The organism is Sphingomonas sp. ABOLH, assembly GCF_003951715.1.
Lineage (GTDB): Bacteria > Pseudomonadota > Alphaproteobacteria > Sphingomonadales > Sphingomonadaceae > Sphingomonas > Sphingomonas hankookensis_A.
Genome location: NZ_QQWV01000007.1, coordinates 62,806 through 76,229 on the forward strand (window position 1 = coordinate 62,806; position 13,424 = coordinate 76,229).

General features: G+C 67.8%; 13 protein-coding genes. 7 read left to right on the plus strand and 6 right to left on the minus strand.

What is annotated here, in order from left to right:
• Positions 1-21 precede the first annotated feature (21 nt).
• On the plus strand, positions 22-1,341 hold the full coding sequence (locus tag CA237_RS05280) for an isoprenylcysteine carboxylmethyltransferase family protein (RefSeq protein WP_126013219.1): 1,320 nt from the start codon (positions 22-24) through the stop codon (positions 1,339-1,341).
• An 85-nt stretch (positions 1,342-1,426) separates the two neighbouring features.
• On the opposite strand, the gene CA237_RS05285 is transcribed toward CA237_RS05280, so the two are convergent.
• The 4 genes from CA237_RS05285 to CA237_RS05300 form a co-directional block, all read right to left on the minus strand.
• Positions 1,427-2,800, minus strand: coding sequence for a glutamate--cysteine ligase (locus CA237_RS05285; RefSeq protein ID WP_066689508.1), 1,374 nt, complete (start codon positions 2,798-2,800; stop codon positions 1,427-1,429).
• Between the two features lie 67 nt (positions 2,801-2,867).
• The gene (locus CA237_RS05290; protein WP_126013222.1) at positions 2,868-3,611 is read right to left on the minus strand and encodes a 16S rRNA (uracil(1498)-N(3))-methyltransferase; all 744 of its coding nucleotides are present in this window, start codon (positions 3,609-3,611) and stop codon (positions 2,868-2,870) included.
• Positions 3,612-3,739: 128 nt separating this feature from the next.
• The gene (locus CA237_RS05295; RefSeq protein ID WP_126013225.1) at positions 3,740-4,054 is read right to left on the minus strand and encodes a multidrug efflux SMR transporter; all 315 of its coding nucleotides are present in this window, start codon (positions 4,052-4,054) and stop codon (positions 3,740-3,742) included.
• Positions 4,054-4,329, minus strand: a complete 276-nt coding sequence (locus tag CA237_RS05300) for a hypothetical protein (protein ID WP_126013228.1) — start codon at positions 4,327-4,329, stop codon at positions 4,054-4,056. The genes CA237_RS05295 and CA237_RS05300 overlap by 1 nt, the downstream gene beginning before the upstream one ends.
• A gap of 98 nt (positions 4,330-4,427) precedes the next feature.
• On the opposite strand from CA237_RS05300, the gene CA237_RS05305 reads away from it, so the two are divergent.
• The 5 genes from CA237_RS05305 to CA237_RS05325 all read left to right on the plus strand — a co-directional run bounded on the left by CA237_RS05305 (position 4,428) and on the right by CA237_RS05325 (position 8,657).
• A complete protein-coding gene (locus CA237_RS05305; protein ID WP_126013231.1) occupies positions 4,428-4,634 on the plus strand; it encodes a hypothetical protein in 207 nt (68 codons plus the stop codon).
• 45 nt (positions 4,635-4,679) lie between these two features.
• A complete protein-coding gene (ubiA, locus tag CA237_RS05310; RefSeq protein ID WP_126013234.1) occupies positions 4,680-5,600 on the plus strand; it encodes a 4-hydroxybenzoate octaprenyltransferase in 921 nt (306 codons plus the stop codon).
• A 38-nt stretch (positions 5,601-5,638) separates the two neighbouring features.
• Positions 5,639-6,985 (plus strand): metallopeptidase TldD-related protein, encoded by a 1,347-nt coding sequence (locus CA237_RS05315; protein WP_126013237.1) that lies wholly within the window; start codon positions 5,639-5,641, stop codon positions 6,983-6,985.
• A complete protein-coding gene (locus tag CA237_RS05320; RefSeq protein ID WP_126013240.1) occupies positions 6,978-7,763 on the plus strand; it encodes a 3'(2'),5'-bisphosphate nucleotidase CysQ in 786 nt (261 codons plus the stop codon). The genes CA237_RS05315 and CA237_RS05320 overlap by 8 nt, the downstream gene beginning before the upstream one ends.
• A 153-nt stretch (positions 7,764-7,916) precedes the next feature.
• Positions 7,917-8,657, plus strand: a complete 741-nt coding sequence (locus tag CA237_RS05325) for a TonB family protein (protein WP_084401428.1) — start codon at positions 7,917-7,919, stop codon at positions 8,655-8,657.
• A 557-nt stretch (positions 8,658-9,214) separates the two neighbouring features.
• Here the strand turns inward: CA237_RS05325 and CA237_RS05330 are convergent.
• Both CA237_RS05330 and CA237_RS05335 read right to left on the minus strand, forming a co-directional pair.
• The gene (locus CA237_RS05330) at positions 9,215-9,913 is read right to left on the minus strand and encodes a hypothetical protein (protein ID WP_126013243.1); all 699 of its coding nucleotides are present in this window, start codon (positions 9,911-9,913) and stop codon (positions 9,215-9,217) included.
• Between the two features lie 4 nt (positions 9,914-9,917).
• Positions 9,918-11,111 (minus strand): toxic anion resistance protein, encoded by a 1,194-nt coding sequence (locus CA237_RS05335; RefSeq protein ID WP_066689433.1) that lies wholly within the window; start codon positions 11,109-11,111, stop codon positions 9,918-9,920.
• Between the two features lie 382 nt (positions 11,112-11,493).
• On the opposite strand from CA237_RS05335, the gene typA reads away from it, so the two are divergent.
• Positions 11,494-13,335: a translational GTPase TypA gene (gene typA, locus CA237_RS05340; protein WP_066689432.1), complete on the plus strand. Its 1,842-nt coding sequence runs from the start codon at positions 11,494-11,496 to the stop codon at positions 13,333-13,335.
• Positions 13,336-13,424: the final 89 nt, after the last annotated feature.

The following is a 13,424-nucleotide window of genomic DNA, read 5'->3' on the forward strand; positions in this document are numbered from 1 at the left end:
CGCGGGTGTAGCGGATAGCGCATGTATCAGCCCAACTCCTTGTCCTTGCAAGCCGAACCCGACCGGCGTCCGGCATCCGCGGTATCGTCGGGCGTGGGGTTGGCCGGGCTGGCCGGATTGTTCGCCTGGGTCGCGGTCGCGTGGCATTACGGGATGGACGGGCCCTATGCGGCGCTGACCAACGTCGCCGCCTGTGCGCTGCCGATGGTGCTCTGGTCGCTGCTGGTCGACAAGGTGCATCGCAACCCGTCGACAGGGATCGACTGGAACAACGTGCGGCCGTGGCGCGAAACGGTCGAGATCAGCCTGACCAAGCTGGCGGGCCTATGGATCACCTGGGCCGGAATCGCGGGGATCTATGCCACCGGGCGGTTCTATTGGGAGGGCGGGTTCGCCTTTTCGATGTGGGTGTTCGGGGCGGCGGCGGTGCCGCTGTTCGTGCTGTCGATCCCGTACATGCTGTGGATCGACCGGCGGCTGGTCGAGCCGAAGGACGGTTGCTGGGCGCTGGGCGCGTGGGCGATGCATCTTGACGAGCCGATCGACGCGCAAGCGATCTGGAACCATCTGCGCGGCTGGGCGGTGAAGGCGTTCTTCCTCGCCTTCATGCTCGCCATCGTGCCGCCGGGGTTCGGCGAGTTCATCCGCACGCAGCGCTCCGCCGTGCTGACCGGGCCGGTGCCTTTGGCCAATTGGCTCATCACCTTCATGTTCGTGATCGACGTGGCGTTCGCGACGGCGGGCTATATCCTTGCGATGCGGCCGCTCGATACGCATATCCGCAGCGCTACGCCCTATGCGGCGGGGTGGTCGGCGGCGCTGATCTGCTATCCGCCGTTCATCCTGATGGCCAATGGCGGACCGCTGGATTACCATCCGGGAACGGCGGACTGGACCTATTGGCTGGCCGATTATCCGGTGCTGTTGTGGATCGTGGGCGCGGTGCTGGTAGGGCTGACCGCGATCTATGCGTGGGCGACGATGGCGTTCGGGTTGCGGTTTTCGAACCTGACGCATCGCGGCATCCTGACGCATGGACCCTATGCGTTCAGCCGGCACCCGGCCTATCTGTCGAAGAACCTGTTCTGGTGGATTTCGACGATTCCGGTGCTGACCACCGCGGACAGCTGGACATCGGCGGCGCGGAGTACCGCGATCCTGGCCGTCGTCAGCGGGGTCTATTACTGGCGGGCGAAGACCGAGGAATGGCATCTGGGCGCTGACCCGGTGTACCGGGCGTATAGCGACTGGATGGTTCGGCGGGGGTTGGTGACACGGCTGTTCAACTCCTCCCCGCCCCGCGGGGAGGGGGACCATGCGCAGCATGGTCGAGGGACTTAGCCACGGGCGGAGCGTTTGCGGCGTCGCCCATCCACCATCCGCTGCGCGGACGGTCCCCCCTCCCCGCGAAGCGGGGAGGATCTGCTTAGAAACTATATTCGCCGTACACCTTCGACAGGTCGCCACCCCATTCGCCGGCGAACTTGTCGAGCAGGACCTGCGCCGGGACCTTGCCCGAACGGACGACTTCGCGCAGCGGTTCGAGGAAGCCGCTTTCGTCGTCGCCCGAGGCGCTGAGGCGGCGGCGGGCGCTGAGGCCCCGGCTGGCGATGTCGAGAACGTCACCCGCGACATCGCGCAGGGTGCCGCCGCCGGGCAGCGGGGCGTCGAGGCCGAGCGCAGGGACCGTGTCGCGGAGGCGCTGGCGGTCCTCGATCGACCAGCCCTTCACCAGATCCCATGCGGCGTCGAGTGCGCCCTGGTCGTAGAGTAACCCGACCCACAGGGCGGGGAGGGCGCAGATGCGGCCCCACGGCCCCCCATCGGCACCACGCATTTCGAGGAAGGTCTTGAGGCGCACTTCGGGGAAAGCGGTGGAGAGATGGTCGGCCCAATCCTCCATCGTCGGCTTTTCGCCCGGCAGGACCGACAGCTCACCCTTCAGGAAGTCGCGGAACGACAGGCCGGCGGCGTCGATATAGCGGCCGTCGCGATAGACGAAGTACATCGGGACATCGAGGGCGTAGTCGGCATAGCGTTCGTAGCCGAAGCCGTCCTCGAATACGAAGGGCAGCATGCCGGTGCGCGCGGGATCGGTGTCGGACCAGATGTGCGAGCGATAGGAAAGCTGGCCGTTGGGCAGGCCGTCGGTGAAGGGCGAATTGGCGAACAGCGCGGTCGCGAGCGGCTGCAGCGCGAGGCCGACGCGGAATTTCTGCACCATGTCCGCCTCGCTCGCATAGTCGAGGTTCACCTGGATCGTGCAGGTGCGCAGCATCATGTCGAGACCCATGCTGCCGACGCGCGGCATGTGGTTGAGCATGATGCCGTAGCGGCCCTTGGGCATGATCGGCAGTTCGTCGCGGCGCTTGTCGGGCCACATGCCCAGCCCGAGGAAGCCGAGGCCCAGTTCGTCGCCGACCGCCTTGACCTGATCGAGATGGCGGCCGGTTTCGGCGCAGGTCTGGTGCAGGTTTTCGAGCGGCGCGCCCGACAATTCGAACTGCCCGGCGGGTTCGAGGCTGACCGATCCGTCCTTGCCGGTCAGCGCGATGACCTTCCCGCCCTCTTCGACCGGGCGCCAGCCGAAGCGTTCGAGGCCGGCGAGCAGGTCGCGGATGCCGCCGGGTTCGTCATAGGACGGGGCGGCATGGTCGGACGTGCGATAGACGAATTTCTCGTGCTCGGTGCCGATGCGCCAGCGTTCGGCGGGCTTCTCGCCCCCGGCGAAATAGGCGATCAGTTGCGAGCGGTCCTCGATGACCGCTGCGTTGCTGTCCGAAACGGTCTTCGTGCTCATGATCGCGCCCATACGCCGCACGGACGGGCCGCGCTAGGGGGCTGTCATTGATACAGGGAAAGCCCGGCTACCAGTCGCCGGCCGCCGCCATCCACAGTGCGGTCGCCGCCGCCGCCGCCGTTTCGGCGCGCAGGATGCGCGGGCCGAGCGCCATGCCGACGGCTTGGCCTTGCGCGCGGATCTGTTGGCGCTCCTCCGGATCGAAGCCGCCCTCCGGCCCGATCAGGATCGCTGCCGGGCCGGGGCGGGTGCGCATGGCGTCGAAGGCAGGGACGCCGCCGGTCTCGTCGGCGAAGAACAGCGCGCGCTCGGCCGGCCAGTCGCGTAGCAGCGCGGGGAGCTTCACCGGTTCGACGAGCGCGGGCAGCGCGGTGCGGCCGCATTGCTCGGCCGCCTCGACCGCATGGGCGCGCAGGCGGTCGAGGTTGAGGCGATCGACCACCGTCCGCCGGGTGAGCACCGGCACGATCCGGTCGACGCCCAGCTCGCACGCCTTTTCGATCACCCAGTCGATGCGGCCCTTCTTGGTAGGCGCAATGCACAGCCACAGGTCGGGGACGATTTCGCGCGGGCGCAGCTGGTGCTCGACGGCGAGGATCAGGTCGCGCTTGCGCACCTCTGTGGCGCGGGCAAGCCATTCGCCGGTCGCGTCGTCGAACAGGCGGACGATGTCGCCGTCCTTCAGGCGCATCACCGACAGGAGATAATGTGCCTGTGCCCCGTCGAGGCGGATGCGGGCGCTTTCTGCGAGGGGCTGTTCGACGAACAGGCGGGGCGACGAATCGGGCGGCCAGGCGGGGGTAGCGGGCATGGAGACGGGGTTAGAGATGATCGGGTTCGGGTTCAAACGTCCGTATCCCCGCGCAGGCGGGGATCCAGAGCCGCGGACGCCCCGCTCCGTTACCCTGGATCCCCGCCTGCGCGGCGATACGGGTGCGGTCAGGACGCCAGCTTCATCAGCACCAGACCGCCGAGCAGCATCGACGCCGCGATCAGCCGCAGCGGCGTTACTGCCTCCCCCAGAATCACGATGCCGACGACGAAGGCGCCCAATGCACCGATGCCGGTCCACACCATATAGCTGGTGCCGAGCGGCAGCTGCTTCATCGCCAGCGACAACAGGCCGAAGCTGGCGAACATCGCGACGAAGGTCGCAAGCGTCGGCCAGGGTTTCGAGAAGCCGTCGGACAGCTTCATATAATAGGCCCAGACGATCTCCAGCAGCCCGGCGACGGTAAGCAGGACCCACGGCATCAGTCGGGGGTCCCGTCGCGTTCGACGCGGTAGGCGGCGTCGAGATAGCGCTCGGCCGCCGCGCGCAGCTCTGGCGCCTTGTCGAAGGCTTCGGCGGGCGGCGGGGCGAAGCCGAAGGCGTCCATCAGCGTCCACAAGGCGAAACGGCGCGAGGGATCGCGTTCGACGCCGAAATCGATGCTCATCCGCTCGCGTGCGGCATCCTGTTCGGCGGCGGTCAGCGTGTCGGGATCGGCGGTGCCAAAATAATGGTGGAGCAGCTGGTCTAGGTCCATGGCTCCTCCCGTAGCGGTCCCGGCGACATGACGAAAGTTTAACGCAACCTGCTCAGGGGCCGGACCGTAGATGCCGTCTCGATAGAAGGAGACGGGACATGCGGTTCGTTGCTCTGTTCGCCCTGCCCATCGCGATGGGCGCAGGCCAGCCGGCCTTCGCCAAGGGGTGCATCCGTGGCGCGGTCGCCGGTGGCGTTGCCGGACACATGGTCGGCAAGGGGCATGGCAAGCTGGGCGCGGTCGCCGGCTGCATCGCGGCGCATCATCATTATGGCAGGCAGGCCAAGGCGGCGGCCAAGCGCTGACGTTCGCCCTGTGCAAGCCGGCCGGTCCGTGGCAGCAGGGGCGGCATGTCGTCCCCTGCTCCTGCTACCCAAGTCGCCGATACCGAACATCGCGGGCTGATCGCCGTCCTGCCCGCCGCTGCGCGACCCTTTGCCTTGCTGGCGCGGTTCGACCGGCCGATCGGATGGTGGCTGCTCTATTGGCCCGGCGCGTGGGCGATCGCGCTGTCGGGTCGCGCGGTCGAGCGGTGGGACATGCTACTATGGTTCCTGCTCGGCAGCATCGCGATGCGCGGGGCGGGATGCGTCTATAACGACATCGTCGACCGCGATCTCGACCGGCAGGTGGCACGGACCGCCAATCGGCCGCTGGCGAGCGGGGCGGTGTCGCTCAAGGCGGCATGGGTGTGGCTGGTGTTCCTCAGCCTGATCGGCTTCGTCGTCCTGCTTCAGCTGAACTTCACCGCCGCGATCGTGGCGCTCGGCAGTCTGGTGCTGGTTGCCGCCTATCCGTTCATGAAGCGGATCACCTGGTGGCCGCAGGCGTGGCTGGGCATGGTGTTCAGCTGGGCCGCACCGGTCGCGTGGGCGCAGATGGCGGTGGCGGACTGGACGCCGCTGCTGTTCCTCTATGCCGGGGCGATCGCGTGGGTCATCGGCTATGACACCATCTATGCGTGCCAGGATATCGAGGATGACGCGATGGTGGGGGTCCGGTCGTCGGCGCGGGCGATGGGCGCGCGGGTGCGGCCGGGCGTCGGGCTGCTCTATGTCGTCGCGGTGGCTTGCTGGGCGGGCGCGGTGTGGCGGGTGTTTCCGACGCCGCTGGCGCTGGTTGCGCTGCTGCCCACCGCGCTGCACCTGTTGTGGCAGGTCGCGACGCTCCGGCCCGACGACGGGGCGAACACGCTGCGCCGGTTCCGGTCGAACCGCGATGCCGGACTGCTGCTGTTCCTCGGCCTGTTGACCGTGGGGCAGGCGGCATGAGCGTTGCCGTGAGGGGAGCGGCTTCCCATCTGGCTCCCATGCTCGATCCCCAGACCGCCGCCGACCGCGCCCAATCCGCCATCGCCCGCGCCCGTGCCCATGGCGCCGATGCCGCCGACGCGATCCTCGTCGCCGATACCGCGCTGTCGGTGTCGGTCCGGCTGGGGCAGCTGGAGGATGTCGGCCGGTCGGAAGGCGCCGAGCTGGGGCTGCGCGTGTTCGTCGGGCAACGGTCGGCCAGCGTCTCGACCTCCGACCTGTCCGAAGCGGGGCTTGCGGCCCTTGCCGAGCGGGTGGTGGCCATGGCGCGTGCGGCGCCGGAGGATCGTTGGGCGGGCCTCGCGCCGGCCGAACGGCTGCTGCACGGCGCGCCGCCGCTGCTCGATCTGGACGATGGTGGCGAGGTGCCGCCGCAGGTGCTGCGCGAGGCGGCGCTGGCGGTGGAGGATGCGGCGCGTTCGGTCGCGGGGGTGAGCAATTCCGAGGGCGGATCGGCCGGCTATAACCGCGCGATCGTCGCGCTGGCGACCAGCCATGGCTTTGCGCAGGGCTATGCCGTCACCAGCCACGGCATTTCGGCGAGCGTGCTGGCGGGCGAGGGTGCCGCCATGCAGCGCGACCATGCCCATCATTCGGCGCGGCACCGCACGATGCTGGAGTCGCCGGAGACGGTCGGCCGGCGCGCGGGCGAACGCGCCGTCGCGCGGCTGAACCCGGTGAAGATCGATGGCGGGGCGATGCCGGTCGTGTTCGACCCGCGCGTCGGCGGCAGCCTGATCGGCCATGTGCTGGGCGCTATTTCCGGCCCGTCGATCGCGCGCGGGACCAGCTTCCTGCGCGAACATCTCGGCCATGCGATCCTGCCCGAGGGGCTGTCGATCATCGATGATCCGCACCGCCCGCATGGACTGCGCGCGCGGCCGTTCGATGGCGAGGGGCTGGCGGTATCGCCGATGGCGCTGGTCGAGCGGGGCGTGCTTCAGACCTGGCTGCTCGACAGCGCGTCGGCGCGGCAGCTGGGGCTGGAGCCGACCGGCCATGCCTCGCGGGGCCTGAGCGGTCCGCCGGGGGTGACGACGGGCAACGTCCATCTGGCCGGGGGCAGCGGCAGCGTCGCGGCGTTGATCGAGGATGTCGAGCGCGGCGTCCTGCTGACCGAATTGATCGGGCAGGGGGTGAACGGCGTCACCGGCGATTACAGCCGCGGGGCGTCGGGCTTCCTGATCGAAAAGGGTGAGATCACGCGGCCGGTGTCGGGCATCACCATCGCCGGCAATCTGCGCCCGATGCTGCTGTCGATGCGTGCGGCGGGTGATCTGGAGCATCGGCAGGGTGTCAATGTGCCGACGATCCGGGTCGATGGCATGACGGTGGCGGGTGGCTGAGGCGGCGCTGCTAGACGAGGTAACCGCGATTGCGGGGGAGGCGGCGGCGCTGGCGCTGGCCAGCTGGCGTGGTGATTTCCAGACATGGGAAAAGGCGCCGGGTAATCCGGTATGCGAGATCGACCTGACCGTCGACCGGCTGCTGCGCGAGCGGCTGTCCGCGCTGCTGCCCGAGGCGGGCTGGCTGTCGGAGGAGACGGCCGATGATGCGAGCCGGCTGGCGCGGCGGCAGGTGTGGATCGTCGATCCGATCGACGGCACCCGCGACTATATTCGCGGGCGCGACGGATGGGCGGTATCGGTCGCGCTCATCGAGGATTGCCAGCCGGTGCTGGGGGTGCTGGACGCGCCGGTCCGGCGGCAGCGCTGGACGGCGGCGGCGGGGCAGGGGGCGCGGATGAACGGCGAGCGGCTGGCGGTCAGCCCGCGCGTCGACTTCGCCGGCAGCCGGACCCCGGTCGACGCGCTGCCCAAGGCGGACCGCGACCTGTTGATGGTCGCCAAGCCCAATTCGATCGCGCTGCGCATGGCGATGGTGGCGAGCGGGGAGGCGGATTTCCTGGCGACGCTTCGCTGGGGAAACGAGTGGGACGTGGCGGCGAGCATCCTGATCGCGCGCGAGGCGGGGGCGACGGTGACCGATGCGATCGGGCGGAAGCTGCGCTTTAACCAGGCACGGCCACAGTTCTTCGGGGTGATGGCGGCGGCGCCGGGCATCCATGGTGCGGCGGTGGAGCGGTTGAGGGACCGGGCGATCGTGGCGTTGGGGAAAAGGTAGGCTCGGCCGTATCCCCGCGAAGGCGGGGATCCAGGATCAGGAACGCGACGGTAGCGCTTGCGGCTCTGGATCCCCGCCTTCGCGGGGATACGCCGACCGTGGGCGAGGAACGGATCAGCCGCCATTCATCGGCGTTGTGCCAGCATCATGGCGATGACCACGACCCTTCCCGACCGGAGCCGTATCGGCGCGATGGCCGTGACGGTCGGCCTGCACGTGCTGCTTGGCTGGGCGCTGATCGTCGGGCTGGGGGTGGACGTCACGCGGACGGCGCAGAGTGCGTTGGCGACGTTCGACATCCTGCCGCCGCCACCCGATCCGCCGCCCCCGCCACCGGTGCCGCAGGTCGTGCGGCAGGGGCGGCCGGAGGGACGTGCCGCGCCGCCCAATATCCGGTCCAAGGCGACCGAGATCGTCGCCACGCCGCCCGTCGTGCCGCTGCCGGTGCCGCCGCCGGTCGTCACCGCACCGGTCGCCGGGCCAGGGAATGACGCATCGTCAGGCGCGACCGATACGGTCGGGCCGGGGACCGGGGCCGGCGGGGTCGGCGATGGCTTGGGTAGCGGTGGCGAGGGCGATGGCGACGGGAGCGGCGGGGGCGATACGCCGCCCGAGCAGATCGGCGGGTCGTTGCAGGGCGCGCGGCTGCCGCGCGAGCTGGAGGAATATGGCTTCGAAGGCTCGGTCGAGGTGCGCTATATCGTCGAGGTCAACGGGCGGGCGAGCGAGTGCCAGATCATGCGCTCCAGCGGCAATCGCGCGATCGATGCCGCGACCTGCCGGCAGGTCGAGCGTGCCTTCCGGTTCCGACCCTCGCTCGACGGGCGGGGGCGGCCGGTGCCGTCGGTGATGGTGCAGCGCCATTATTGGGACGTGGAACGCGACCGCGAATAGCGCGGATTCGCGCCAAAGTTCACTAAGTTCACACTAGTGACGTGTTTGCGTTGTTGCGTAGCATTCGCATGTGGCGGAGGTGTTGGATCGACGGTGGGAAAGAGCCGCACGGAGGGTAGGGCGGTTCGGGCGGTGTAGGAAAATGGTTTCTGGGTATCTGGCGTCATTCCCGCGAAGGCGGGATCGATAGACGCTGCGGCCGTGGTTCCATCGCCGATGTCGGCGTGTATGGCTTCCCGCCTTCGCGGGAATGACGGGGCCGCGGCCGGGGTTGGTACTGGCCCGAGTAGGCGGCTGGAGCACTATGACCTGAGGTTGAAGCGTTCGTGCCTAGGGACCGCTTACCAAGTGCTTCGATACGGGCCTTCGACTTCGCTCAGTCCCTACTCAGCACAAACGGTGCCGTTTGAGGTCGGCCGGATTCAACCGCGTCGGACGACGGGGTCGATTTCGTCCGTTCTGACTGGATGCCGGTCCGCTTTTACCTGCGGTCGGACAAGAAGCGGGACCCCGGGTCAAGCCCGGGGTGACGATGGAGGTGGAGAGGACGTTCCGGCCTATTCCTCGCCCTGATACTTGATCTGCAGAAACCGCTCGCGCGTCGCGAGGCTGTCGAGGTCGCCTTGGGCCAGTTGTTGCGTCATCGCGGCGATTTCGCTGTCGATGATCTTCAACCCGTCGACCAGTTGCTGGTCCGGGGTGCGGCCGTTGCGTTCGACGCGGCGGAGCGGTTCGGGGACGCGCCGGTAGCCGCGGACCAGTTCGGGGAGTTGCTCGCCGACCAGCTTGCGGACTTCGGCCGCCGCCGGTTCGTCGTCGGGCAGGGTGGCGAGCTGCGCCGAGAGCGTGTCTAGCTTGACGCCGATCGCGTCGGCCAGTGTGATGGCGGGCGCGGGGAGGGCGGGGCGTTGGGTGGCGAGCCAGCGTTCGGTCTGGGCGGGGAGCGACTTGATCGGGGCCTGACCCAGTTGCTCGACGGCGACTTCGCGGGTGACCGGCATCAGCGCGAACAGCGCGGTCGCGGCGATCAGCAGCGCCATGACGATCATCGCGCCGCCCAGACCCAGCGGCACGAACCAGCCGATGACCAGGGCGGCGAGGATGATCGCGCCATCGGCCGCAGCGATGCGGCCGAGGCGGCGCAGGACCTCCGCCTCGCGCCTGCGCCGGGCGCGGGGGGCTACGGCGCCGTGGCGTTCGCGGGCGCGTTCGAGCGTCAAGCTGGCGCGTTCGAGGACCTCGTCGCTGCGCGACATCGCGTTACATCGCCTCCAGCTTGAAGGTTTCGCCGCCCTGCGCATTTTGCGACGCGCCCTCGGCCCGGGCGATATAGCCCTTCGACTTCTCGACCTCGTTGGACAGGGTGCCGATGGTGGTCTTCATCGAATCCAGCGCCTTCAGCTTGAAGGTGTCGATCGCGTCCATCGTGTCATAAACATTCTGGAAGGCACGCTGGAGCACTTCGACCGGAATGGTCGAGGCGGCGGCCTGTTCGTGGATCGTCGCGGTCTGCGACCGCAGCAGCTTGCCGGTGGAATCGATGATATTGGCGGTGGTGGTGTTGAGTGCGGTGATCTGTTCGAGCACCAGCTTCTGGTTGGTCAGCGCCTGCGCGACCGTCACCGCGGTGCGCAACGCGCCGACCGTCGTGGTGCTGGCGCGGTCGACGCCCTTCACCAGCTCGACATTGTTCTTCTTGACCAAGTCGAGTGCGAGATAGCCCTGTACCGTCACCGCCATCTGGGTCAGCAGGTCCTGCGACCGCTGGCGGACGTAGAAGAGCGCGGTTTCGCGGATCGCCTTGGCCTTGGCCGGGTCGGTGTGGTCCAGCTCGTTGGCCTTTTCCTCCAGCTTGCCGTCCATCTCCTGCGACAGATAGATCATCTGTTCGAGGCGGCCCATCGCGGTCCACAGGTTCGCGCGTTCGGTGTCGATGGCGGCATTGTCCATCAACAGCTCGTCCTTGCCGGACTGGAGCCGCTTGAGGATCGAGGCGATGTGGCTCTGCGCGGACTTGTACCCGTCGAAATAGTCGCGGACCTTGTTGCCGAACGGGATCATGCCGAACAGCTTTTTGGGTTCGAGCAGATTGCCCTGCCGGCCGGGATCGAGGTCCTCGATCGTGCGGCGCAGTTGCGCCAGATCGGCGCCGACGCCCGATTCCTGGTCCATCGCCTTTACGGGGCGGTCGAGGAAGCGGTTCGACTGGCCGGCGGCCTCGCGGATTTCGCGTGCGCCCAGGTTGCTGATCGCATCGACCCGCTTGCCGAATTCGGGCGAGTTCGCGTCCTGGGCGACCAGCTGATCGATGAAGTCGTCGACGCGGCGCTGGAGTTCGGTGCGCTTGGTATCGTCGACCGGGACCAGCCCGGCGGCCTTGGCCGGGGCGACGGTCGGCACCGGATCTGGCGGGGTCAGCACCAGTGCTGGCTCTTCGGTCGTCTGCGTTGCCATATTTCCTCCACGTCGTCCGCCGGTTGATGCCATGCGAACACGGTATCGTTCAACTGTCCTATTTATGTAATACACGTTGGGGGTGCAAGGTCGGCAGGCAGGAAGAAGGTTGGTTCACGCGAAGGCGCGGAGGCGCGGAGGGGTTTCGTACCGGGAAAACGCCCGCGACCGGGAGACGCCTTCGCTCGCTGAACCGATGGAGACGAGGCCGCTGGCGCGGGTGAGCTTGGAGCCAGGCGCACCCCTCCGCGCCTCCGCGCCTTCGCGTGAACCATCTTCTTCTTGTCCCATGCCGCAACGCAACAAGCAGGGGTCTTCCGGTTTGGCGCGAAATACGCTAAGCGCGCGGCCAATTGCACTCCCGCAGTATCCAGGAAATACCATGAGCCTTCGCAACGTGGCGATCATCGCCCACGTCGATCACGGCAAAACCACGCTCGTCGATCAGTTGTTCCGTCAGTCCGGCACGTTCCGCGACAATCAGCGCGTCGAGGAACGCGCGATGGACTCGAACGACCTCGAAAAGGAACGCGGGATCACCATTCTCGCCAAGCCGACCTCGGTCGAATGGGTGCCGCCGGCGGGTGGCGAACCGGTGCGGATCAACATCGTCGACACCCCCGGCCACGCCGATTTCGGTGGCGAGGTCGAGCGCATCCTGTCGATGGTCGACGGCGTCGTGCTGCTGGTCGATTCGTCGGAAGGCGCGATGCCGCAGACGAAGTTCGTGACCGGCAAGGCGCTGGCGCTGGGCCTGAAGCCGATCGTCGTGGTCAACAAGGTCGACCGCAGCGACGCGCGCATCCAGGAAGTGCTGGACGAGGTGTTCGACCTGTTCGTGTCGCTTGACGCGAATGACGAACAGCTGGATTTCCCGGTGCTCTATGCGTCGGGCCGCAACGGCTATGCCTCGACCGACATGGATGCGCGCGAAGGCACGCTGCAGCCGATGTTCGAGACGATCGTCAGCCATGTCCCGCCGCCCGCGCTCGACGTCGATGCGCCGTTCACCTTCCTGGTGACGCTGCTCGACCGCGACAACTTCCTCGGCCGCATCCTGACCGGCCGCGTCAATTCGGGCACGGTGAAGCTGAACCAGCCGATCCACGCGCTCGACAATTACGGCAACGTGATCGAAACCGGCCGCGCGTCGAAGATCATGGCGTTCCGCGGGCTGGAGCGCGTGCCGGTCGACGAGGCGAAGGCGGGCGACATCATTTCGCTGGCGGGTCTCACCGTCGCGACCGTCGCCAACACCATCGCCGATACGTCGGTCAGCGTGCCGCTGAAGGCGCAGCCGATCGATCCGCCGACGCTGTCGATGCGTTTCGCGGTGAACGATTCGCCGATGGCGGGGCGTGAGGGCACCAAGGTCACCAGCCGCATGATCCGCGACCGCCTGATGCGCGAAGCGGAATCGAACGTGGCGGTGAAGGTCACCGAAGCCGACGACCGCGACAGCTTCGAAGTCGCCGGCCGCGGCGAATTGCAGCTGGGCGTGCTGATCGAAACGATGCGCCGCGAAGGGTTCGAACTGGGCATTTCGCGTCCGCGCGTGCTGTTCGGCACCGACGAGCAGGGCAACAAGACCGAGCCGTACGAAACCGTCGTGATCGACGTGGACGAGGAGTTCTCGGGCACGGTCGTCGACAAGATGAACCAGCGCAAGGCCGAGATGACCGACATGCGCCCGTCGGGTGGCGGCAAGACGCGCATCACCTTCTCGGCACCGTCGCGCGGCCTGATCGGCTATCACGGCGAGTTCCTGTCGGACACGCGCGGCACCGGCATCATGAACCGGCTGTTCGAGAAGTACGGTCCGCACAAGGGCCAGATCGAAGGCCGTAAGAACGGCGTGCTGATCTCGAACGGTGCCGGCGAAGCGCAGGGCTATGCGCTGGGTCCGCTCGAGGAACGCGGCATCCTGTTCGTCGGGCATGGCGAAGCGCTGTACGAGGGCATGATCATCGGCGAGAACGCCAAGACGGACGACCTCGAGGTCAATCCGATGAAGGCGAAGCAGCTGACGAACTTCCGCGCATCGGGCGGCAAGGACGACGCGATCCGCCTGACCCCGCCGAAGAAGATGACGCTGGAACAGGCGATCGCCTATATCGACGATGACGAGATGGTCGAGGTGACGCCGAAGAACATCCGTCTGCGCAAGCGGCACCTGGACCCGCACGAGCGGAAGAAGGCGAGCCGGGCCAAGGCCGCAGCGTAAGCTCGGCCGAGCCTCAAGGCTCGCCCGGCCGGCCTTGCGGAAGGCAAGGACCGACGACGTGGCTTTGCCACGTCGGGCCACCGGAAACG

Coding starts and splice junctions, on each gene's coding strand:
- CA237_RS05305 (WP_126013231.1), top strand. CDS start 4,428: ATGCGGTTCGTTGCTCTGTTCGCCCTGCCCATCGCGATGGGCGCAGGC.
- CA237_RS05290 (WP_126013222.1), bottom strand. CDS start 3,611: ATGCCCGCTACCCCCGCCTGGCCGCCCGATTCGTCGCCCCGCCTGTTC.
- CA237_RS05325 (WP_084401428.1), top strand. CDS start 7,917: ATGACCACGACCCTTCCCGACCGGAGCCGTATCGGCGCGATGGCCGTG.
- CA237_RS05315 (WP_126013237.1), top strand. CDS start 5,639: ATGCTCGATCCCCAGACCGCCGCCGACCGCGCCCAATCCGCCATCGCC.
- CA237_RS05300 (WP_126013228.1), bottom strand. CDS start 4,329: ATGGACCTAGACCAGCTGCTCCACCATTATTTTGGCACCGCCGATCCC.
- CA237_RS05295 (WP_126013225.1), bottom strand. CDS start 4,054: ATGCCGTGGGTCCTGCTTACCGTCGCCGGGCTGCTGGAGATCGTCTGG.
- CA237_RS05335 (WP_066689433.1), bottom strand. CDS start 11,111: ATGGCAACGCAGACGACCGAAGAGCCAGCACTGGTGCTGACCCCGCCA.
- ubiA (WP_126013234.1), top strand. CDS start 4,680: ATGTCGTCCCCTGCTCCTGCTACCCAAGTCGCCGATACCGAACATCGC.
- CA237_RS05280 (WP_126013219.1), top strand. CDS start 22: ATGTATCAGCCCAACTCCTTGTCCTTGCAAGCCGAACCCGACCGGCGT.
- typA (WP_066689432.1), top strand. CDS start 11,494: ATGAGCCTTCGCAACGTGGCGATCATCGCCCACGTCGATCACGGCAAA.
- CA237_RS05285 (WP_066689508.1), bottom strand. CDS start 2,800: ATGAGCACGAAGACCGTTTCGGACAGCAACGCAGCGGTCATCGAGGAC.
- CA237_RS05330 (WP_126013243.1), bottom strand. CDS start 9,913: ATGTCGCGCAGCGACGAGGTCCTCGAACGCGCCAGCTTGACGCTCGAA.